Origin of the sequence: Bacillus sp. JNUCC-21 (genome assembly GCF_041222765.1) — a bacterium.
In the GTDB taxonomy this organism is placed as follows: Bacteria; Bacillota; Bacilli; order Bacillales; family Bacillaceae; genus Bacillus; species Bacillus velezensis.
Window position 1 is genome coordinate 1,000,047 of the sequence record NZ_CP166019.1, and the last position, 20,571, is coordinate 1,020,617.

General features: G+C 47.9%; 20 protein-coding genes. 9 read left to right on the forward strand and 11 right to left on the reverse strand.

The features are described 5' to 3' along the window. Positions 1 to 91: 91 nt before the first annotated feature. Both JNUCC21_RS05185 and JNUCC21_RS05190 read left to right on the forward strand, forming a co-directional pair. Positions 92 to 664 (forward strand): TetR/AcrR family transcriptional regulator, encoded by a 573-nt coding sequence (locus JNUCC21_RS05185; protein ID WP_003155219.1) that lies wholly within the window; start codon positions 92 to 94, stop codon positions 662 to 664. Between the two features lie 74 nt (positions 665 to 738). Further along, a complete protein-coding gene (locus JNUCC21_RS05190; protein WP_007409209.1) occupies positions 739 to 3,072 on the forward strand; it encodes a YhgE/Pip domain-containing protein in 2,334 nt (777 codons plus the stop codon). 62 nt (positions 3,073 to 3,134) lie between these two features. Here the strand turns inward: JNUCC21_RS05190 and fabHB are convergent, their stop codons facing one another. Next, positions 3,135 to 4,112 carry a beta-ketoacyl-ACP synthase III FabHB gene (gene fabHB / locus JNUCC21_RS05195; RefSeq protein WP_369878657.1) on the reverse strand — a complete coding sequence of 326 codons (978 nt, stop codon included), beginning with the start codon at positions 4,110 to 4,112 and terminating at the stop codon, positions 3,135 to 3,137. Between the two features lie 137 nt (positions 4,113 to 4,249). Then, positions 4,250 to 4,471 (reverse strand): hypothetical protein, encoded by a 222-nt coding sequence (locus tag JNUCC21_RS05200; protein WP_007610440.1) that lies wholly within the window; start codon positions 4,469 to 4,471, stop codon positions 4,250 to 4,252. A 131-nt stretch (positions 4,472 to 4,602) separates the two neighbouring features. Between JNUCC21_RS05200 and JNUCC21_RS05205 the strand changes: the two genes are divergently transcribed. Continuing rightward, positions 4,603 to 5,634, forward strand: coding sequence for a M42 family metallopeptidase (locus tag JNUCC21_RS05205; protein ID WP_007409206.1), 1,032 nt, complete (start codon positions 4,603 to 4,605; stop codon positions 5,632 to 5,634). 40 nt (positions 5,635 to 5,674) lie between these two features. On the opposite strand, the gene JNUCC21_RS05210 is transcribed toward JNUCC21_RS05205, so the two are convergent. Together JNUCC21_RS05210 and yhfH are read right to left on the reverse strand one after the other, a co-directional pair. Next, positions 5,675 to 6,964: a cation:dicarboxylate symporter family transporter gene (locus tag JNUCC21_RS05210; RefSeq protein WP_369878658.1), complete on the reverse strand. Its 1,290-nt coding sequence runs from the start codon at positions 6,962 to 6,964 to the stop codon at positions 5,675 to 5,677. A gap of 233 nt (positions 6,965 to 7,197) precedes the next feature. Beyond that, positions 7,198 to 7,338, reverse strand: a complete 141-nt coding sequence (yhfH, locus tag JNUCC21_RS05215) for a protein YhfH (protein ID WP_012117221.1) — start codon at positions 7,336 to 7,338, stop codon at positions 7,198 to 7,200. Between the two features lie 151 nt (positions 7,339 to 7,489). Between yhfH and JNUCC21_RS05220 the strand changes: the two genes are divergently transcribed. From JNUCC21_RS05220 to JNUCC21_RS05235, 4 genes are all read left to right on the forward strand, one after another. Further along, the gene (locus tag JNUCC21_RS05220) at positions 7,490 to 8,224 is read left to right on the forward strand and encodes an MBL fold metallo-hydrolase (protein WP_025284514.1); all 735 of its coding nucleotides are present in this window, start codon (positions 7,490 to 7,492) and stop codon (positions 8,222 to 8,224) included. 12 nt (positions 8,225 to 8,236) lie between these two features. Beyond that, positions 8,237 to 9,232 carry a lipoate--protein ligase LplJ gene (gene lplJ / locus JNUCC21_RS05225; RefSeq protein WP_003155205.1) on the forward strand — a complete coding sequence of 332 codons (996 nt, stop codon included), beginning with the start codon at positions 8,237 to 8,239 and terminating at the stop codon, positions 9,230 to 9,232. Positions 9,233 to 9,312: 80 nt separating this feature from the next. Then, positions 9,313 to 9,957: an SDR family oxidoreductase gene (locus JNUCC21_RS05230; protein ID WP_007409203.1), complete on the forward strand. Its 645-nt coding sequence runs from the start codon at positions 9,313 to 9,315 to the stop codon at positions 9,955 to 9,957. A gap of 132 nt (positions 9,958 to 10,089) precedes the next feature. Further along, a complete protein-coding gene (locus JNUCC21_RS05235) occupies positions 10,090 to 11,631 on the forward strand; it encodes a fatty acid--CoA ligase family protein (protein WP_007409202.1) in 1,542 nt (513 codons plus the stop codon). Positions 11,632 to 11,678: 47 nt separating this feature from the next. On the opposite strand, the gene JNUCC21_RS05240 is transcribed toward JNUCC21_RS05235, so the two are convergent. Next, positions 11,679 to 12,074 carry a hypothetical protein gene (locus JNUCC21_RS05240; RefSeq protein WP_007409201.1) on the reverse strand — a complete coding sequence of 132 codons (396 nt, stop codon included), beginning with the start codon at positions 12,072 to 12,074 and terminating at the stop codon, positions 11,679 to 11,681. A 154-nt stretch (positions 12,075 to 12,228) separates the two neighbouring features. Here JNUCC21_RS05240 and JNUCC21_RS05245 point away from each other — a divergent pair, with 154 nt between their 5' ends. Beyond that, positions 12,229 to 13,479, forward strand: a complete 1,251-nt coding sequence (locus JNUCC21_RS05245; protein ID WP_012117226.1) for a M48 family metallopeptidase — start codon at positions 12,229 to 12,231, stop codon at positions 13,477 to 13,479. A 44-nt stretch (positions 13,480 to 13,523) separates the two neighbouring features. Here the strand turns inward: JNUCC21_RS05245 and JNUCC21_RS05250 are convergent, their stop codons facing one another. Further along, positions 13,524 to 14,672 (reverse strand): S8 family peptidase, encoded by a 1,149-nt coding sequence (locus JNUCC21_RS05250; protein ID WP_369878659.1) that lies wholly within the window; start codon positions 14,670 to 14,672, stop codon positions 13,524 to 13,526. 489 nt (positions 14,673 to 15,161) lie between these two features. Between JNUCC21_RS05250 and JNUCC21_RS05255 the strand changes: the two genes are divergently transcribed. Continuing rightward, positions 15,162 to 16,040, forward strand: a complete 879-nt coding sequence (locus JNUCC21_RS05255) for an ABC transporter substrate-binding protein (RefSeq protein WP_369878660.1) — start codon at positions 15,162 to 15,164, stop codon at positions 16,038 to 16,040. A gap of 15 nt (positions 16,041 to 16,055) precedes the next feature. Here the strand turns inward: JNUCC21_RS05255 and JNUCC21_RS05260 are convergent, their stop codons facing one another. The 5 genes from JNUCC21_RS05260 to JNUCC21_RS05280 all read right to left on the reverse strand — a co-directional run bounded on the left by JNUCC21_RS05260 (position 16,056) and on the right by JNUCC21_RS05280 (position 20,413). Continuing rightward, on the reverse strand, positions 16,056 to 16,631 hold the full coding sequence (locus JNUCC21_RS05260; RefSeq protein ID WP_216062188.1) for a histidine phosphatase family protein: 576 nt from the start codon (positions 16,629 to 16,631) through the stop codon (positions 16,056 to 16,058). A gap of 51 nt (positions 16,632 to 16,682) precedes the next feature. Next, entirely contained in the window at positions 16,683 to 17,774 is a 1,092-nt protein-coding gene (locus tag JNUCC21_RS05265; protein ID WP_369878661.1) for an acetyl-CoA C-acyltransferase, read from the reverse strand. Continuing rightward, positions 17,762 to 19,198: an acyl-CoA synthetase gene (locus tag JNUCC21_RS05270; RefSeq protein WP_369878662.1), complete on the reverse strand. Its 1,437-nt coding sequence runs from the start codon at positions 19,196 to 19,198 to the stop codon at positions 17,762 to 17,764. The genes JNUCC21_RS05265 and JNUCC21_RS05270 overlap by 13 nt, the downstream gene beginning before the upstream one ends. Before the next feature lie 11 nt (positions 19,199 to 19,209). Next, on the reverse strand, positions 19,210 to 19,767 hold the full coding sequence (locus JNUCC21_RS05275; protein ID WP_014304743.1) for a biotin transporter BioY: 558 nt from the start codon (positions 19,765 to 19,767) through the stop codon (positions 19,210 to 19,212). A 130-nt stretch (positions 19,768 to 19,897) separates the two neighbouring features. Then, positions 19,898 to 20,413 (reverse strand): methyl-accepting chemotaxis protein, encoded by a 516-nt coding sequence (locus JNUCC21_RS05280; protein ID WP_369878811.1) that lies wholly within the window; start codon positions 20,411 to 20,413, stop codon positions 19,898 to 19,900. Between the last annotated feature and the right edge of the window lie 158 nt (positions 20,414 to 20,571).

The window sequence follows — 20,571 nt, forward strand, 5'->3', positions numbered from 1 at the left end:
AACATTTGAATCTTCTTTGCGACTGTGATAAGTTATCTTATGTACAAAATGACTAAAACGTTCAAACGGTCAATTTAACGAGGTGGGAAACATGTCCGTCGATCGGAAAAAGCTCATTCTGGAAGCGGCAACGAAGTCTTTTACACAATTCGGCTACAAAGCAACGACAATGGATCTGGTGGCAAAGCTTGCAAATGTGGGGAAGGGAACCATCTACACGTTTTTCAAAAACAAAGAAGAACTGTTTGATGATATTTTCACCACTATTTTAAGAGAAATGAAGGAACACGCAGACGAAGCGATGAAACCGGAGCTTTCATTTCACGAAAATGTCCACCGGGCGCTTGTCGCGATTTTGGAATTCAGAAAAACACACCAGCTGACTATTAAAATTTTTCAGGAGAACGCCGAGATTGGTACAATAGCCGTTCAGGATGTCATTGCGAAAATGGAGCGGGCCATTCTGTCATACATTAAAGAAAAGATAGAAACAGCCATTGAAAACGGAAGCATTAAACCGTGTGATCCGGAACTGACCGCTTTTGTGATGCTCAAGCTCTACATCGCGCTGATATTTGACTGGGAAAAAAACCATCCGCCTCTTGAAAAAGAGACGATCGCTGAATTGCTGGAAATGTATGTTGGTCAAGGATTATCTAAATAATAGATGATCCTTCACTTTTTAGGTGCCGTGACCGTTTTGTCAAATGAGTCAGTTTGCGGAAGGAGGCAACAGGGTTGAATACAATAAAAAGCCAGTGGAAAGACATTGTAACGAACAAGAAACTGTTAATCCCCATCATTGCCATATTATTCGTTCCGCTGATCTACAGCGGAGTGTTTTTGAAGGCGTACTGGGACCCGTACGGCACGGTGGATCAGCTGCCGGTTGTCGTTGTCAACCAGGATAAAGGGGCGGACTACGAAGGGAAACATCTTCAGATCGGTGACGATCTTGTGAAAGAGTTAAAGAAAAATGATAATTTTGATTGGCATTTTTCAAGCGATCTTGATCAATCGTTAAAGGACTTATTAAATGCTAAATATTATTTATTGGTCGAGATTCCTGAAGATTTTTCTAAAAACGCCAGCACGGTAATGGATAAAAATCCGAAGAAGCTGGATCTGAAATATCATACGAATGCCGGATCAAACTATGTCGGCGCGACAATCGGGGAAAAGGCGATCGACAAACTGAAAGCCTCCGTGTCGAAAGAAGTGACAGAGCAATACGCAAAAGTCATTTTTGATAACTTTAAAGATATTGCCAAAGGGCTCGGCAAAGCCAGCAGCGGAGCCAAGAAAATAGACGACGGCACGAAAAACGCGAAAGACGGCAGCGCCAAGCTGAAGGAAAATTTAGCGAAGCTTACTGAAAGCACCGCCACCATCGGCGATAAAACACAGCAGCTTGCAGACGGCGCGGCGAAAGTGACAAGCGGAATTCAAACGCTTGACAGCTCTATCGCAAAACTTCAGAGCGCAAGCGCCGAAATTCAAGATAAATCAGGACAGATTGCTTCAGGAGGAGGCCAAGTGGCCAGCGGGCTGAAAACAAGCCTTGACGCACAAAAGCAGCTCCAGCAAAAGCTTCCGGATTTAACGAATGGATTAAGCGCGTTAAACAGCAAGGCGCAGGAAGTGTCGCAAAAAGCGGCGGCATTTGAAGATGCGATCAATTCAGTCAACCTGTCAGACATTGAAAACGCGGTTGGGCAGCTCGAACAGACTGAAAAGGACCTGCAGCAGTTTAAGAAGAAGCTTTCTGATCTGAAAAACAGCCTGGATGCCCGGGATGACGCGGTCAAAAAGGTGATTAAGGACAGTGATTTCTTAACGGATGAGCAAAAAGCGAAACTTGTTCAGCTTCTGAATGAGAAGCTTCCGAAGGCTGACCTTCCGGATTTAGACAATATCGTCAGCCAGCTTCCGTCCGGCGGAGATATTCAGCTTCCGGATATGTCAGTCATAAAAAGCGCGCTCAAAGATGTAAAAGCGAAGGCTGATCAGCTGAAAGCACTGCCTCAGTCCACATCGAAACTGTATAACGGCGCAGCGGCGGTACAAGACGCGATTAACCAGCTGACAGCGGGAACTGATAAATTATACAGCGGAGCGCAGACCGTTTTTGAAAGCCAAAACAAACTGACAGCCGGCATCGGCGAATACAACAGCAAGTTCGGACAGCTCAAATCAGGATCAGAAGCGTTAGTGTCAGGGAGCGGCCAAGTATCAGGCGGCTTAACGAAACTGCTGGACGCGCAAAACAAAATCCATGACGGCTCGTCCAAAATTGAGCAGGGTCAAGCGTCTCTCGGCACCGGTTTAAGCAAGCTTTTAGACGGCACCGGACAATTGTCCAGCCAGCTGAAAGATGCGGCCGATCAAACCGGGGACATTAAGACAGATGACAAAACGTACAGCATGTTTGCCGATCCGGTAAAAACGGACGATAACGCGATTCATTCCGTGCCTAACTACGGTACCGGACTGACGCCTTATATTCTCTCTATGGGCTTGTATGTCGGCGGATTGATGCTGACGGTCGTATTCCCTCTGAGTGAAGCTTCAGGGCGTCCGAGAAACGGTTTTGAATGGTTCCTCAGCAAATTCAGTGTTATTCTGCTTGTCGGACTGATTCAATCCGTTATTGTCGCCACGGTTCTGTTAAAAGGAATCGGGCTTGATGTGGAAAGCACGTGGAGATTCTATCTCTTTACGATGATTACCAGCATCGCGTTCCTGTCGATGATCCAATTATTGGCGACAACGATGGGGAATCCGGGACGCTTTATCGCTGTCATCATTCTGGTGCTCCAGCTCGGGGCAAGCGGAGGAACCTTCCCGCTTGAACTCCTGCCGGGATTCTATCAAGTGATTCACGGGGCACTGCCGATGACTTACAGCATCAACGGGTTCCGTGCCGTCATTTCAAATGGCGACTACGGCTACATGTGGCAGCAGGCATCCATTCTGTTGGGCATCGCCGTTGTCATGATCGCGCTGACCATCGTGTATTTTACGGTGCAAAGCAAAAAAGAACACAAAACGGAAGAAGAAATAACAGCATAAGAAAAAGAGGCTCTGAGCAGATGCTCAGGGCCTCTTTTTTTTAGATTTCGATCGTCGTACTATTAAAATCCCCATCTTACCAACAGTCCGGTATACGTCAATCCTCCGCCGAACCCGAATAATACCAGTGTCTGGCCTTCCGACAGTTTTTTTGCTTTCACAGCTTCATCCAATGCGAGAATAATAGAAACCGATGAAGTGTTGCCGTAATATTCAACGCTTGTCAATGTCCGTTCAAGCGGGAAGGGCAGTTTTTCGCAGATGGATTCGATCATCCGCATGTTGGCGCTGTGAGGAACGAACCAATCCAGATCGTCTTTTGAAAAGCCGGCTTTTTCTAAAAGGGCATTGCATTCCTCAGGCACGGTTCTGGCCGCCCATTTATATACTTCGCGCCCGTTTTGCACCATGTTTCCTCCGCCTTTAAGCGGCTCGCCGTTTAATTCTGCGCTCAGTCCCGTGCGATACAGCACGTCCGCGCTGCCTCCCGCTGTTCCTTGCACGGCTGCCAAAAAGCCCGGCGCTGATTCGTCGCGTTCTACCAATAGGGCGCCAGCAGCGTCTCCGAAAAGAACGCAGGTCGTCCGGTCAGTATAATCCGTTACCTTTGATAATGTTTCACCGGCAATGACAATCACTTTTTGATGGGAACCGGCGGTAATTAATGCGTCTGCGAGCTGAAGGCCGTAAGTGAGTCCGGCGCATGTGGCGTTAATATCAAGCGCCCCCGTGTGCGGCCAGCCGAAGTAAGCCTGCACGCGTGCCGCGGTGCTTGGAAACGCATAGTCCGCCGTCGTTGTGGCGACAAGGATCATATCGACATCATCAAGAGTTCCGCTGTATCGTTCTGCAAGGTTTTTCACCGCTTCCACACACAAATCCGATGTGAATTCATGTTCGCCGGCAATGCGTCTTTCCTTCATACCGGTGCGCTGGACGATCCATTCATCAGATGTATCGACGATGCGCTCCAAATCCGGGTTTGTTAATCGGCGTGCCGGAGCATATGTACCGATTGCTGTAATTTTAGATTTTGACATGAAAAAATCACTCCTTTATATCAGATTATAACACCTGATATTATTACTTGGTACTAATTTTAATAAAAAAACCCAAGCAGCATCCGCTGTTTGGGGAGCATGAGAAATCTATTTGTAAAACGGGCTTGTGTGAACGATTACCAATGACGGCAGCAGCGGCGGCATGAATGATGATGCTTCTTTTTTTCTTTCTTCTTTTTTTCTTTCTTCTTTTTACAAGGGTCTTCTTTTTTCTTTTTACAGTGATCTTCTTCTTTTTTACAGCCCCAGAAGGCTGCACCAGACCAATCATCCTCAAACCAATCCTCAAACCAATCATTATGAAATCTTTTCCGCTTGTGCGGTTTACGGCTGATCATACATTTCCCTCCTATGCTCATGCTCCCTTCATTCTATGAAAAAAGAGAAGGAAAAGATTGGACGGGTTATGGATCAAAAGAGTATATTTTAAGAAGAATAAAATTGATAGGAGGAATGACCTGTGGCAAATATGAAACATACGATGGAACTGATTAAAGAATTGGTGTCAATTCCGAGTCCGACGGGCAATACATACGAGGTTATCGCCTATACAGAAAGTCTTTTAAAAGAATGGGGCGTCTCCTCTTACAGAAACCGCAAAGGCGGTCTTTTTGTCACAATTCCCGGCCGTGATGACAAGAAACACAGATTGCTGACGGCGCATGTCGATACGCTCGGCGCGATGGTAAAGGAGATAAAGGCGGACGGCCGGCTGAAGATTGACTTGATCGGCGGCTTCCGATATCACTCGATTGAAGGGGAATATTGCGAGATCCAAACTTCTTCCGGCAAAACCTATACAGGCACCATCTTAATGCATCAGACTTCAGTGCACGTCTACAAGGACGCCGGCAAGGCAGAGCGGAATCAGGAGAATATGGAAGTCCGTCTTGATGAGCCTGTCCGGACGAAGGAAGAGACGTCCGATCTCGGCATCAGGGTCGGCGATTTCATCTCATTTGACCCGCGCGTGCAGATTACGCCGAGCGGCTTTATTAAGTCCCGGCATCTTGATGACAAAGCGAGCGTGGCTCTGCTCTTGAATTTAATCCGCCGCATCACGGAAGAGAAAATCGAACTTCCGTATACGACGCATTTTCTGATTTCTAATAATGAAGAAATCGGCTACGGCGGCAATTCTAACATTCCTCCTGAGACCGTCGAATACTTGGCTGTTGATATGGGGGCGATCGGCGACGGCCAGTCTACGGATGAATATACCGTCTCCATTTGCGTGAAGGATGCGAGCGGCCCGTACCATTATCAGCTCAGAAAACATCTGGCCGGGCTTGCGGAGCGCTATGGCATTGATTATCAGCTTGATATTTATCCGTATTACGGTTCTGATGCCTCAGCAGCCATCCGTTCGGGCCATGACATCGTCCATGGGCTGATCGGCCCGGGAATTGACGCTTCACACGCTTTTGAACGCACGCATGAATTATCGCTTCTTAATACGGCGAAGCTTTTGCACCGGTACGTTTTATCGCCGATGGCATAAAAAACCCTGCGCGGAAATCATTCCGTGCAGGGTTTTCATTTTAACCTGAGATGGTTGTGTTTTGTTCTGTTTTGGCGAGGCTCATGACCTTCGCGCCTTTAACGGGATCATACTGGCCTTCCCATTTTGACATCACAACAGATGCCAGCGCGTTTCCGGTCAGATTGACGACCGTACGGGCCATGTCCATAATCCGGTCAACACCGGCGATGAATGCAAGGCCTTCTGCAGGAACGCCGATTGTGCCGAGTGTCGCAAGCAGGACGACGAAAGAAGTCCCGGGCACGGCAGCCATTCCTTTGGAAGTGACCATCAAGACAAGCACAAGGGTAATCTGCTGCCAAATGGTCAAGTCAATGTGGTATACCTGAGCGAGGAATAAAGCGGCGATTGATTGGTACAGCACAGATCCGTCTAAGTTAAAGGTATATCCGATCGGCACAACAAAGGAAACAATACCTTTCGGACAGCCGATTTTCTCCATCTTCTCCATGATGCGGGGGAGTACGGTTTCGGAGCTTGACGTACTGAACGCCAATAAAATTTCATCCTTCATATAGGCGAGGAATTTGAAAATGTTTAAACCGGAAAGCTTTCCGACGATTCCGAATACAACAATGAGAAAGAAAGCCAAAGCTACATATACTAAACCGACCAGTTTACCGAGTGAAAGCAGGGAACTGAGCCCAAATTTGGAAACGGTAACACCGATCAACGCAAAAACACCAAACGGCGCAACTTTCATGACGAGGTTCACAACATGGAACATCGCATGAGAAACACCTTCAAAGAAGGCCAATACGGGCTTTCCTTTTTCACCGATTGCCGAGATGCCGAGTGCAAACAGCACGGTAAAGCAGATGATGGCAAGCAGATCTCCTTCGGCTAATGATTGGAAGAAGTTTGTCGGTACGATATGCAGGAATGTGTCCGCAACGGATTTACTGCTTTGTTCTTTTTCTGTTTCAACATATTGACTGATATCTGTCTTTTGAGCTTCATGTATATTAACGCCTGCTCCCGGCTGAAACAGATTCGCCAAAGCCAGCCCGAGAATAATGGCAAAAGTGGTAATGATCTCAAAATACAAAATCGTTCTGAAGCCTAATTTTCCGACTTGTTTTCCGCTTCCCGCGCCGGCAACGCCGATGATTAAGCTGGAGACGACAATTGGAATCACTATCATTTTGATTAAGCGTAAAAACAAATCGCCGATAGGCTGTAAATATGTTGGAATGGCGGGATTGCCGTACCAGATGACACCGACTACAACCCCTAGTATGAGTCCGACGAAAATTTGCGTCGCTAGTCCAAAGCGTAATTTTTTCATAGATTACCTCCCGAAGAAAAAAGTGCAATAAGTATCTAAAAAGATAGCTATTAGAACAAATTATAATAGAAAAGAAAACAATCCGTCTATAGAAAAATATAGATTGAAAATACTGAATCTTTTAAAACGTACAGATAATTGCTAATAATGGTGAATAACGCCCTATTCAGAAAGTATGATGAGGGCCGAAAAAACGGGCGCCGCACAACTTAGAATTGTGCGGCGCACTATTGTCACATATCCTTAATTTTCAAGCAGTCATTGCACAGATTAATGTGACACTCATACTGCTCAACAATCTCATTTCCGCATTCTTCGCATTTCTTACCGGGTAAATTTCTGAAAAAATCCGACATCTTTTCCAACATACCCATCCCTCTTTCATTGTTTTGTCTTTACATTGTATTATAACAGTTTTGGAAAATCAACGGCTGTTTTGACACAATGTTTAAAACATGCAATTTGTACGAAAAATAGGTATATTGGAGGAAAGGATCTTTTTATCATAAACATTCGGAGGATTATATGAAAGTTACAGTTATTGGATGCTGCGGCGGGTTTCCGGCCGCAAACGAAGCAACTTCAGGCTATCTGTTTCAGTCCGGCGGTTATTCTCTGCTCGTCGATTGCGGAAGCGCCGTATTATCAAAGCTGTTTGCCTATGTTCCGGCAGAAGAGCTTGATGCCGTCATTTTGTCCCATTATCACCATGATCATATCGCTGATATCGGGCCGCTTCAATTTGCCAAACAGGTCGGCTCCTTTCTCGGAAAAGGGACGCATGCACTGCCGATTTACGGGCATGATGCTGATATAGAACAGTTTGAGCGCCTTACATATAAAACGCATACAAAAGGAGTGGCCTATCAGCCGGACCGCCCGCTTTCTCTAGGTCCGTTCACCATTACCTTTCTGAAAACGGCGCATCCGGTCACTTGTTATGCGATGCGGATTACTGACGGTTCAGCTTCTGTTGTGTATACGGCTGATTCAAGCTACCAGGACGCGTTTATCCCGTTTGCGGAAAATGCCGATCTGCTGATCTGCGAGTGCAATTTTTACGCAGACCAGGACGGCACGTCAGCCGGCCATATGAACAGTTTGGAAGCCGGACGTATCGCGAAGGAGGCCGGAGCGGGGGAGCTGATTCTCACGCATCTGCCTCATTTCGGCGAGCACCGGAAGCTGAAAGAAGAAGCGGAATCCGTGTTCGGGGGCGAAGTGACAATCGCCGCTTCCGGATTGAAGTGGGAGAAATAAAGGAGGAGCACCATGTTATTTATCGACAACCAAAACATAACCGACCCGAGGATCAACCTCGCGATCGAGGAATATTGCGTGAAGCATCTCGACCCTGAACAGACATACCTGCTGTTTTATGTCAATCAGCCGTCGATTATCATTGGGAAGAACCAAAACACAATAGAAGAAATCAATACGAAATACGTAGAAGATAACGGAATTATCGTCGTCCGCAGGCTGTCAGGAGGCGGTGCGGTTTACCATGACCTCGGGAATCTGAATTTCAGTTTTATCACGAAGGATGACGGCGACAGCTTTCACAATTTTAAAAAATTCACCGAACCCGTTATTCAGGCGCTGCGCCAGCTCGGTGTGGAAGCTGAATTAAGCGGCCGAAATGACATCGTGGCGGACGGCAGAAAAATTTCCGGCAACGCTCAATTTTCGACGAAAGGGCGTATTTTCAGCCACGGAACATTAATGCTGGATTCCGCCATTGATCATGTTGTGTCAGCCTTGAAAGTGAAAAAAGACAAAATCGAATCAAAAGGCATTAAGTCGATCAGAAGCCGTGTCGCCAACATCAGCGAGTTTCTTGATGACAAAATGACGGCGGATGAATTCAAAAAGCACCTGCTTCACCATATTTTTAATACAAATGATCTTTCCGAAGTGCCGGAATATAAACTGACCGATGAAGACTGGAAAGCGATCCGGAAGATTTCCGAAGAGCGCTATCAAAACTGGGACTGGAATTTCGGAAGGTCGCCCGCATTTAATCTTCAGCATTCGAAACGTTATCCGGTCGGATCGATTGATCTGCGTCTTGAAGTGAAAAAAGGAATCATTCAGGACTGCAAAATTTTCGGTGATTTCTTCGGTGCGAAAGATGTGAGTGAAGTCGAACAGGCACTGACCGGAAAACAGTATGACCGAACCGCTATCAGGGAGGCGCTGGCCGGAATCGATCTGAAACAGTATTTCGGCAAAATAGAGCTGGAAGATTTCCTCGAGCTGATTTATTAGAACATTTGCCGAACGCATGATTTGAATCAGCGCCCGTTTTTGTGAAATGATAGAACCATAATGAATGGGGAGGGATCATGATGAAAGTATTTCTCATCGGAGCAAACGGACAGATCGGACAGCGGCTGACCGGGCTGTTTCAAAAAGACGGCACGCATACGCTGCGGGCGATGGTCCGGAAACAAGAGCAGAAAGAAGCGCTTCAAGCCGCGGGAACAGAAGCCGTTCTTGCAGATTTGGAAGGAAGCCCGGAAGACATCGCGAAAGCCGCTGAAGGCTGTGACGCGATTGTGTTTACCGCCGGATCAGGAGGAAGCACCGGATACGATAAGACGCTTTTGATTGATCTTGACGGAGCCGCGAAAGCGATAGAAGCGGCAAAGATAGCCGGCATCAAGCGGTTCATTATGGTAAGCGCCCTTCAGGCTCATAACCGCGGCAATTGGAATGAAGCGCTGAAGCCGTATTACGCCGCAAAGCATTATGCGGATAAAATTCTTGAAGCGAGCGGTCTGACGTATACGATTATCCGGCCGGGCGGGTTATTAAATGATCCCGGCACGGGAAATATCAAAGCCGCGGCCGATTTGGAAAGAGGCTCCATTTCAAGAGACGATGTCGCCAAGACCGTTATCGCATCCCTTGATGAACCGAATACGTATGAAAAAGCATTCGATCTGACGGCGGGCGGCACGCCGGTCAGTGAAGCGCTGAAACAATTATAGTTTCCGGTTTTACGGCACTCGGGGCTTTTTGCCCTTGAGTGTTTTTCTATATTTTTCTATAATAAAAGTGAACGTTTATTCCGGATAAATGAATGACTATTCATTCATTACAATTTTTAAAGGGGTGGGAAAATGAATCTGGTTTCCAAATTGGAAGAAACGGCATCGCAGAAACCGGAAAAACCAGCTTGTCTGTTTCAAGATCAGTACATGACGTATGAGGAGCTGGCAGGTAAAATCAAAGCATTTGCAAACGGCTTGGAGGACAGGGGACTGAAAAAAGGGGATCATCTCGCGCTGCTGCTCGGAAATACGCCTGATTTTGTTATTGCGTTTTTCGGCGCGTTAAAAGCGGGAATTGTCGTCATACCTGTTAATCCGGCATATACACCTTCAGAAATCGCATACATGCTGAAAAACGGCGATGTCAAAGCGATCGCCGGCATCGACCTTTTAATTCCCGTATTTGAAAGCCTGCACGGCTCGCTGCCGCTGCTGGAGCATATCATTATCAGCCAGACAGCAGAGAACGCTCCATCGACAGAAGACCCTCAATTGCGCTTAAAAATGACAACGTTTACAAAAATGCTTCGCCCGGCGGAGCGCAGCAGAACTTATCCGACATTGTCCAAAGATGATACTGCCGTCATTTTATACACCTCAGGGACGACCGGAAAACCGAAAGGCGCCATGCTCACCCATCAGAATCTTTTCTCCAATGCAAATGATGTCGCCGGATACTTAGGAATGAATGAGAAAGACAAAATTGTGGCGGCATTGCCGATGTTTCACGTTTTTTGTTTAACCGTTTGTATGAATGCGCCTCTGATGAGCGGAGCGTGTGTCTTAATCGAGCCGCAATTCAGCCCGGCTTCTGTGTTTAAACTGATTAAAAGCCGTCAGGCAACCATTTTTGCCGGCGTTCCGACGATGTATAACTATCTGTATCAATACGAGCACGGCAAGGCGGAGGATTTTGCGTCCGTCAGACTGTGCATTTCAGGCGGGGCCTCCATGCCGGTCGCTCTGTTGCAGACGTTTGAACAAACCTTTGACGTCACCATTCTGGAGGGGTACGGACTTTCTGAAGCGTCTCCGGTTACTTGTTTTAATCCGTTTGACCGGGGGAGAAAGCCCGGCTCGATCGGGACGAATATTTTACATGTCGAAAATAAAGTCGTCGATACGCTCGGACGCGAATTGCCCGACCATCAAGTGGGAGAATTGATCGTGAAAGGGCCGAATGTGATGAAAGGCTATTACAAGATGCCCGAGGAGACGGAGCACGCGCTGAAAGACGGCTGGCTGTACACGGGTGATTTGGCGAAGCGCGATGAAGACGGTTATTTTTATATCGTCGACAGAAAAAAAGATATGATTCTCGTCGGCGGATACAACGTCTATCCGCGCGAAGTAGAAGAAGTGCTCTACAGCCATGAGGGCATTAAAGAAGCCGTGGTCATCGGCGTTCCTGACGCCAAAACGGGGGAAGCGGTGCATGCTTATATAGTGCCGGGGGACGGTGAGCTGACAGAGCAGGCGGTTTTTGATTACTGTGAAACACATTTGGCAAAATATAAACGGCCGGCGGAAGTGGTTTTTCTTGATGAGATTCCGAAGAACGCGACCGGGAAGCTGCTGAGGCGGGCGGTCCGGGACATGCTTCCGAAATGACAGACGAAAAGCGAAGCCGGGGGCTTCGCTTTTACATGCTGATCCGGTCAGCTCTGCGATTCTTCCTTAATGATGCTTTGCACAAGCTTCGTATCATGCCGGGTCAGTTTGTAATACGTGTTTTTATACTTGTACATCATATAATTGCCGCCTTCGAGCCACATGCTGAATGAATCAAAACGGTCTTCATGGTATTTGACCGTTCCGTCGTAATCGGGAGATACGCTTTTGGTCAGTTTGACTTGTTTTCCTTGGTTCAAGATATCGAGCATATCTTTTACATTCTGCCTGTCTTTAATTTTGATTTCTTTTTTTCCGTGCTCAGACAGAATAATCAGATCTGCGTTGCTTGATGGAAACACATCGCCGGTCCGGCTGTATACATAGAAGAAAGCAATAACCAAAAGGGCGATTACTACAATAAACGCGATTATTTTTTTCATATTCATCACTCCGTCTTTTAGTCTTTCCCGCTTCCTGTTGTTCCATTCTTTTCTGTTGTGAGTAGATTAACATCCGTTTCGGAGGCTTGGTTCTATTTATTTGCATTTATGCTTACAATAGGAGTAAGTCATCAGGCTAAGGAGGGAGACTTCCATGCGCAAATGGATAGCGGCAGCGGGACTTGCCTATGTGCTGTACGGCCTTTTTTTCTATTGGTATTTCTTTATGACAGGCGACTCCGCCGTCCCGGAGGCCGTAAAGGGAACGAAAGCCGATCCGTCCTCGTTTATGGACCCGGGCCGCCTGGAAGCCGCTGAAAACTTTTCAAATGTAAAGGATTTTTTATTTTTCATCGGTGCGCCGTTAGATTGGTTTTTATTTTTTCTGCTGCTCATTACGGGGCTTGCCAAAAAAATAAAGCATTGGCTGGAAGCAGCGGTGCGCTTTCGGGTGCTGCAAATCGGAAGCTTCGTATTTGTGATTTCACTCATCGTAACGGCGGCTTCGCTTCCGCTTGAGTGGATCGGATATCGGGTTTCGCTTGCGTATCATATTTCGACGCAGACAACAGCAAGCTGGATAAGAGACCATGTCATTGATTTCTGGATCAGTTTTCCGCTGTTTGCCGTGTGTGTGCTTGTGTTTTACTGGCTGATCACAAAGCATACAAAAAAATGGTGGTTTTACGCTTGGTGTCTTACTGTGCCGTTTACCCTGTTTTTGTTTTTCCTGCAGCCGGTCGTGATTGATCCTTTATACAATGATTTCTATCCGCTGAAAGACAAGGAGCTGGAAAGCAAAATCTTGTCGCTTGCCGACAAGGCCGATATTCCGGCCAGCCATGTTTATGAAGTAAATATGTCGGAGAAAACGAATGCGCTGAATGCGTATGTGACGGGCATCGGTTCGAATAAGCGGATCGTTTTGTGGGATACGACGCTTAACAAACTGAAGGATCGGGAAATTTTGTTCATTATGGGGCATGAGATGGGGCATTATGTGATGAAGCACGTGTACATCGGTCTGGCCGGGTATCTGCTGCTGTCATTAGCCGGGTTCTATATCATTGACAAGCTTTATAAGCGGCTGTCCAAATTCTTCGGCCGAATGCTTCATATAAAGGGGCCTGAAGATCTGGCCGCCCTCCCGCTGTTATTGCTGCTCATATCCGTTCTCAGTTTTGCTTCTGATCCGATTACGAATGCCGTCTCCCGGTATCAGGAAAACGCCGCCGACCGTTACGGCATTGAGCTGACCGGAAACCGGGAAGCGGCGATTGAGACGTTTCAGGACTTGGCCGATACGGGACTGAGCCGGGTCAACCCGCCGTTTCTCGTCAAAATTTTCAGAGGGAGCCACCCGTCGATCATGGAGCGGATTGAACATGCGGAGGAAGAAAAATAATAAAAAAACCGGCGGGGCCATGGCCGACGCCGGTTTTTTATGTTTTACTGAGCTGCCGCCTGTACGTTGATCAGCCCTTTTCCGTAGTAGAAAGCATCACCAAGTTTTGTAGTGGTGTTTTCTAAACTGCTGCGGACTTGAGTGTTTGTCCAGTTCGGGTGCTTAGAAAGAATCAAAGCAGCCGCTCCGGCAACGTGCGGAGATGCCATTGACGTACCATTGTACGCGCCGTATTTGTTTCCAGGAAGCGTGCTTTGGATAGAGACGCCTGGTGCCATGACATCAAGCTCAGAACCTACGCTTGAGAAAGATGCTCTTTGGTTGCTGCTGTTAACAGCGCCTACCGCAATGACAGAAGGGTATTTACCAGGGTAGCCCACTGTGCTTGAGCCGCCGGAAGTGCCTTCGTTACCGGCTGCCGCTACGACTACGACGCCGGAAGCAACGGCTTTGTCAACTGCTGCTTTTAACGCTGCAGAACCAGAAGGTCCGCCGAGGCTCATGTTAATAACGTCCATATTGTTTGCGATCGCCCACTCAATTCCGTTAATGATCCAGCTGTACTGGCCGGAACCGTCAGCGCCGAGAACTTTTACAGCGTAAAGAGATGCGCTTGGCGCAACGCCTAATACACCGACTGAGTTATTAAGAGCCGCAACTGTACCGGCAACGTGAGTTCCGTGAGAGTTGTAGTCTTGGAAAGGATTTGTTTCAGAAGGAACCATGCTGGCTCCGCCTGCTACTTTTAAATCAGGATGAGAAGAATCGATACCGCTGTCGATAACCGCTACTTTCACATTTGATCCAGTGAAGCCTTGAGAGTGCAGAGCAGGGGCTTTAATTTGTGATACGCCGTAAGGCACGGACTGCGCGTACGCTTTTGCAACGTGATCTTCTTCAACGTAAGCGACGCTTGGGTCTTTTTTCAGCTCTTTTACAGCTTTTTCATTTAATGTAGCTGAAGCTGCGTCTACATATTTGAATTGCTTTTGCACTTTCCCGCCTTTTTCAGAAATGACATCTTTTTCCTTAGCGGCGCTCATCGTGCTCATTGTCTGTTTAAATCCGACAATGTATTTCTTTTCCCCATTTGATTTCCCTGCCGCCTGGGCAGGAGACGTGCTGCCGAACGCCATCGTAAAGATTAACGCTAAAGCAAACAGCAAACTGATCCATACCTTTTTGCCTCTCACTCTTTATCCTCTCCTTTTTTTCATTTGCAGAACAACCAATAGACAGATTATTCTGTGGATTAATTGTATAGCATGGAATAATATTTTAGTAGACCCAATTTTTTTCAATTTGTTTTATTTCTATTTAGGTATATCATCTCTCTTTCGTTTAATAGGAACCCGAAATATTTAAATTTTAATGGAAAAAACCGATGGAAGGACATGAGTATTTGTACACAGCCGCAATCGCTCTCTTGTTTGCTGGGTCGAACGGTTTGATTCCATTTTTGGAAGCTGCGGCAAAAACAGGATAAATGTCACCTTTTGTTGAATGCAGAAGTCTGATGGAAACGAAAGCGGAATGAAATAAAGCGGCCGGCATGAATCAGTCTTCGGCTTTCTTGACGGAGAAAAGCTGTGAAACCATTTTATAAAAATAATGATAATGAATATCATTGATACTTATATTGTCAATGATATAATTGCGGAAAAACGAAAGAGGGGGAACAGATGAAACAAATTTTCAGTATGCTGATGATCTTATCCGTTCTCTTCATAACGGCATGCTCAGAACAGGGACATGAAACCGCCGTCAGGCACGATCTGGGGATGGCGCATGTGGCTGCGCACCCGCAGCGCATCGCCGTATTGAATGAGGGCTTTATTGATACCCTCCATGATCTCGGCATAAAGCCTGTGGCTGCGGCGGATAATCGGACAGAGCGAAACGACGGCAGTCCGTCTGTCGGACCACCGTCACACCCTGATTTGAAAAAGATCACTTCGTTAAAGCCCGATCTCATCATTGCAGACTCAAGCCTTCACAAGGGGATATACCGAAAACTGACAAAGATCGCTCCGACAATCGCTTTAAAAAATGAAGCTGCGGATTATCAGGATGCGGTTGACGCTGCCCTTACTATTGAAAAGGCGGTCGGTAAAGATGGCATCATAGAGAAACAATTGTCGGCTCAGGAAGAAAAGCTGAATGACATCAAAAGAAAGCTGGATGCAGAAGGCGGCACGATTTTATTAATTGACGCTGCAAATGACAGCATTTCCGTAAAGGATGATCAGTTTTTTACGTCCCGGCTTTTGACGCTCGCAGGGTTTACATATGCCGTCCAGACGGATTCCGGCGGGAAATCAGACTCTATCAAAATGACGCCCGGGCAGCTTTTGGATATCGATCCTGATTACATCGTGCTGTTGGACGGTGAGAAAGAACCCGAAAAAAATCACCTCTGGAAACAGCTGACGGCCGTAAAAAACGGACACGTTTACCGCGCGGACAGGGCGGTATGGACGGAGCGCCGGAGCATTGACGGTGCGGACGCCATATTACATGATCTGCAGAAAAAAATGCTCGCCAAAAAGGCCCAAAACTGAATTCGGGCCTTTTTGTTATGATTCTGACAGGTGGCTGCTTACATTGTAATCTTTGACGCGCCACTTATTTTCAATTCGTTCGATATTGCTCAGGCACGCATTGACAAGCTTAGCTTTTTGTATGTCGGTATCACCGTCAGAAATGGCGGACAAGAGGGCGTGAATGGCTGCGCCGTGAGCGACGATCAGTACTTTTTGCTCAGGAAACCGCTCCTGAACTTTCACTAAACCGGCAAGCATTCTGTCTGTCAGCTCTTCTGCTGTCTCCATGTTCGGGTAGTTTTTATCCGGGTAGCGCTTCGACCGTTCCGGTAAAGACATTCCTTCCGCATCACCGTAGCTCCGTTCTCTGAAATCTTCCATGACGACAATGGGAAGATTTAAAAACCCGTTAATAATGTCAGCTGTTTTTCTGGCCCGTTTCATCGGGCTTGAGACGATGACATCCCATTCGGACCCCTTTAAGTACTCTCCTGTTTCTTTCGCCTGACGCTCTCCCGTCGCATTTAACGGAATATCCGATTTGCCTTGAAGCTTCTTTTGGGCGTTCCAATCAGTCTCTCCATGTCTTACTAAACAAACGGCAGTCATAAAGTCTCCACTCCGATCAATTTTTTATCGATATCATCTATTATACTGCCGTTACGTTAACACTTCAAAGAGAAGCGCCAGTCCGACTCCCCCTCCGCTGCCGATCGCTGCTGCTGCGTAGCGGGCATCCGGGCGTCTTTTTGCTTCATAAAAAAGCCGGGTGACAAGCGCCGCCCCGGAAGCCCCGTACGGATGCCCGACCGCCAGAGCGCCGCCCCGGACATTTATTTTAGAATACGGTACTTGAAGCTGCTGTGAAAAAACGCATATTTTGACGGCAAACGCCTCGTTGATTTCGTATATATCAATATCATCCGGTGACAGTTCCCGTTCCTTCAAAAGCTTTTTGACGGCATACACCGGAGCTGCTGACGGATAATGCGGATGGACGCCGCTTACCGCGCTTCCGATAAAACGCAATCCCGGCTTTAAACCGAGAGACCGCGCTTTTTGTTCTTCCATCACACAAACTGCCGCCGCCCCGTCAGAAATTCCGCAGCTGTTGGCGGCGGTGACAGAGCCTCCGGACTGAAAAACGGGTTTGGCACGGGAGATGAGAGGCTCCATGTTCCGCTTTTTCAGCATGTTTTCGTCAGCGGCGAATCCGTGACAGGGAAGAATTTCCCGGCGGTACAAGCCGTCTTCGTAAGCTTTGACGCTCCGTTCATAGCTGAGAAGGGCATATTCGTCCTGCATCTTTCTCGTTACGCCGTAAGCCTGTGCCGTATACTCGGCCGCTATGCCCATATCAGGATCGCCGATGTGTTCAGGAGAAAAGCGCGCCCGGGATGAGAAAGGGGAACGGCTGCTGCTCTCCGCTCCTCCCGCGATGTACGTGCTCCCCGCACCGGCTTTGACAAAGTGGCACGCGACCCTCACGGCGTCCAGTCCGGAGCCGCACTGCCTGTCGATGGTCGTACCGGACACGCTCAAAGGAAGTCCGGCGGCCAAGGACGACAGCCGGGCGAGATTCCCGCCGCGGCCCGTCGCGTTTCCGATCAGGACTTCATCAATGTCTTCGGGCATGTTCCGGCTCAAATGGCGGATCAGCGGAGCTGCCAAATCTTCTGGGAGACAGTCTTTTAACAGGCCGTTTTCCCGGGCGAAAATTGTCCGTTTCGCATCCGTAATTACAGCTTCCATTCCATCATGTCCTTTGCCTGCGTTTGTACGGCGGCACGGGCGATCTTTCCGCCGGCTGTTTCCGGTATTTCTGAAAACAACCATTTTTTCGGTATTTTATATGCCGCCAGCTGCTCGCGGCACTGTTTCTTCAGTTCCTTTACATTTGCATCTCCGTCGATCACCGCAACGGCGATGCTGCCCCAATAATCATCAGGAATGCCGATGACGGCCGCTTTTCTGACGCCCGGACAGCGGTTGAGCACACGTTCTATCTCTTCAGGGAATACATTCAGGCCGCCTGATACGATCATCCCGTTTTCACGTCCTTCGATATAAAGATAGCCTTCACGATCAATATATCCCATGTCATCAACCGTCATCCAGCCGGAATCATCAGGTTTTGCGCCGTTGATGTATCCGGAAAATTTCATCGGGCTGTTCACAAAAATCTTCCCCGTTTCGCCCGGCATGCAGCGTTCTCCGCCGGGCCGGCGGATTTCGATTGTAACATTTTCAAACGGGCGGCCCGCCGCGTCAGGCTTTCGGGCGCTGTCTTCAGGCGATAAGAACGCCACGAAACTCAGCTCGGACGTTCCGTAAAAATCGTACAACCGCAGATGGGGATAGCGCTCTGACAACGCTTGTTTAGACGAAGCGGGCCAGTCTGCACCGGAAGAAATCACCTTGAGCGGTGTATCCGGAAACGACTCTAGTGAGAGCAGGGCGTCCGTCATTGTCGGAACGGTATATAGAACGTCAGCTTGTCTGAGCCGGTCTTTCATTCCGGCCGGGTTGAATTTTCTTTGAAGGATGACGGTTCCGCCGATAAACAAAGTGCTGACGGCGCCGTATAAAAAGTGTGACGAGCGAAGCGTGCCCGGTACCAGCACTTTGTCATCAGGGGAAATGCCGAATTCACGTTTCGTACAAGAAAAGCTCTCCAGCCACGAACGGTGAGAGCGGGTGAAGGCTTTCGGCTTACCGGTCGATCCCGAGGTGAATCCGGTATAAAAGGGCAGGCCGGCGTTTTTGATAAAAGCGCCTTCCGTTTTTTCCGCCTCGATCAAAGGCCTGCATTCATCCCACAGGATGACAGGCGTTTTGACGCCGTCCAGTCTGCCGCTCAGCCGGCGGTCACAGATGACGAGGCCGGTTTTGCTGATGTTCAGCTGGTCCGCGAGTTCCGCCGCTGCCGAGCGGGGATCTAACGGAACCGCCGTGCAGCCGGCATGCGCCGCCCCTGCGAAAAGTTGTAAAAAAGGGATGCCGTTCGGCAGTAATATTGCAATGTTTTCCGGCTTACCTGAAAGGCTGCCAAGCCAGTTTGCGGTTTGGTTAACTAGCCTGTTCCAAGTTTGATAGTTGATCTGTTCTGTTTCTGTCTGAATTGCGATCTGTTCCGGCGCTTGTCCGGCTGTATCTGAATATGATGATGTAATCATGATGACTAAAATCAGCTTCCTTTCGTCGGCAAAAGCCGGCTTGCTTGAAGAGTTTTTCTGATTCTTACGGCTGCGAATGAGGCTGCGGCCGCTTTAAGCAGATCTCCGGGCACATAGATGAGGCTGAGCTTTACGGCAGTCAAGATATCAATGTGCATTATAAAAGCCTGAACGGGAATGCCGATGACATACAAAAACAGCACGCCGAACAAGAACTGTCTGATAAACAAATGGGGGACAGCAGCTGAGCGAAGGCCTTGGATGCTGAGGCTCAGCAGTAATGCCGCCAGCGGATATGCGATGAGATATCCGGCGCTCGGCCCGAAAAAAACCCCGAACCCGCCTCTGCCGCCTGAAAGGAGAGGCGCTCCGCATGCCACAATCAGCAAAAACAGCAATTGGCTTAAAAACGCCGCTTTCGGTTTTAGGATGCTTCCCGATAAGAGCACACCGATCGTCTGGAGCGTAATCGGAACCGGCGTAAAGGATAAGAAAAGCGGCGGGAGCAGCCCCAAAAGTCCCATAATGGCGGTAAACACGGCAATATGCATCATTTCTGTCAATTTCATTATGTATTCCTCCAGCTTATCAAAATATGTTTATACAATAAAGCGAGTCTTTATATATGTCAACTCTATTATATTTTGAGTTAACATTAAAAAGACCGGCCCTTTATGAAAAAGTCCGGTCGGTTTATCTTTATTCTTCTGTAAGGATAACAAGTGAATCAACGGATGATGCAACGTGGGAAACGGCGCGGCTGACTTCTTGAAGACCGCCGAGAAAGGCCTGCAAATCAACGTCGATTTTGCCTGTCTGGTCTTTGCTCGTTTTCATGCTTTGGACGATGTCATCAAACAGACGGTTGATCTGCGCCATTTTTTCTTTCGTTTCACTTACAAGTCCGTTTACATCTTTAATATGTTTGGACACGATGTCGATTTGTGTATTGGTATTGTTCACGAGCTCTGATACGGTGGAAACGGTTTTTTTCGTATCCTCTGAAAGCTTTCTTACCTCCGTCGCCACAACGGCGAATCCTTTGCCGTGCTCACCGGCTCTCGCAGATTCTATTGAAGCGTTGAGTGACAGGAGATTCGTTTGCTCGGCGATCCCCGTCACGATGCCGAAGATTTTTTCGATCTGCTGGGCGATGTCATTCAGCTTGTCCATTTCTTCTTCAATCTGCAGAAGGCTGGCGTCGATTTTATTCATCTGCTTCTGCTGGCTTTCAAGCTCTTTTTTCCCGCCGATTGATTTTTCTTCGACATGTACGGAAGTGACGGTGCCGGCTTTTGACGCCTCGGAAATGCCCTCGGATTTATCGACCAGCTCCTGCACGGCTCTGCTCGTTTCTGAAAACAAATCCGCGA

What these genes read in the sequence shown, in the direction of transcription:
- JNUCC21_RS05235 (WP_007409202.1), top strand. Translation starts at nt 10,090, where the DNA reads ATGAATCTGGTTTCCAAATTGGAAGAAACGGCATCGCAGAAACCGGAA.
- JNUCC21_RS05240 (WP_007409201.1), bottom strand. Translation starts at nt 12,074, where the DNA reads ATGAAAAAAATAATCGCGTTTATTGTAGTAATCGCCCTTTTGGTTATT.
- lplJ (WP_003155205.1), top strand. Translation starts at nt 8,237, where the DNA reads ATGTTATTTATCGACAACCAAAACATAACCGACCCGAGGATCAACCTC.
- JNUCC21_RS05185 (WP_003155219.1), top strand. Translation starts at nt 92, where the DNA reads ATGTCCGTCGATCGGAAAAAGCTCATTCTGGAAGCGGCAACGAAGTCT.
- yhfH (WP_012117221.1), bottom strand. Translation starts at nt 7,338, where the DNA reads ATGGGTATGTTGGAAAAGATGTCGGATTTTTTCAGAAATTTACCCGGT.
- JNUCC21_RS05265 (WP_369878661.1), bottom strand. Translation starts at nt 17,774, where the DNA reads ATGGAAGCTGTAATTACGGATGCGAAACGGACAATTTTCGCCCGGGAA.
- JNUCC21_RS05275 (WP_014304743.1), bottom strand. Translation starts at nt 19,767, where the DNA reads ATGAAATTGACAGAAATGATGCATATTGCCGTGTTTACCGCCATTATG.
- JNUCC21_RS05245 (WP_012117226.1), top strand. Translation starts at nt 12,229, where the DNA reads ATGCGCAAATGGATAGCGGCAGCGGGACTTGCCTATGTGCTGTACGGC.
- fabHB (WP_369878657.1), bottom strand. Translation starts at nt 4,112, where the DNA reads ATGTCAAAATCTAAAATTACAGCAATCGGTACATATGCTCCGGCACGC.
- JNUCC21_RS05280 (WP_369878811.1), bottom strand. Translation starts at nt 20,413, where the DNA reads ATGAATAAAATCGACGCCAGCCTTCTGCAGATTGAAGAAGAAATGGAC.
- JNUCC21_RS05270 (WP_369878662.1), bottom strand. Translation starts at nt 19,198, where the DNA reads ATGATTACATCATCATATTCAGATACAGCCGGACAAGCGCCGGAACAG.
- JNUCC21_RS05260 (WP_216062188.1), bottom strand. Translation starts at nt 16,631, where the DNA reads ATGACTGCCGTTTGTTTAGTAAGACATGGAGAGACTGATTGGAACGCC.
- JNUCC21_RS05255 (WP_369878660.1), top strand. Translation starts at nt 15,162, where the DNA reads ATGAAACAAATTTTCAGTATGCTGATGATCTTATCCGTTCTCTTCATA.
- JNUCC21_RS05200 (WP_007610440.1), bottom strand. Translation starts at nt 4,471, where the DNA reads ATGATCAGCCGTAAACCGCACAAGCGGAAAAGATTTCATAATGATTGG.
- JNUCC21_RS05210 (WP_369878658.1), bottom strand. Translation starts at nt 6,964, where the DNA reads ATGAAAAAATTACGCTTTGGACTAGCGACGCAAATTTTCGTCGGACTC.
- JNUCC21_RS05205 (WP_007409206.1), top strand. Translation starts at nt 4,603, where the DNA reads ATGAAACATACGATGGAACTGATTAAAGAATTGGTGTCAATTCCGAGT.
- JNUCC21_RS05230 (WP_007409203.1), top strand. Translation starts at nt 9,313, where the DNA reads ATGAAAGTATTTCTCATCGGAGCAAACGGACAGATCGGACAGCGGCTG.
- JNUCC21_RS05220 (WP_025284514.1), top strand. Translation starts at nt 7,490, where the DNA reads ATGAAAGTTACAGTTATTGGATGCTGCGGCGGGTTTCCGGCCGCAAAC.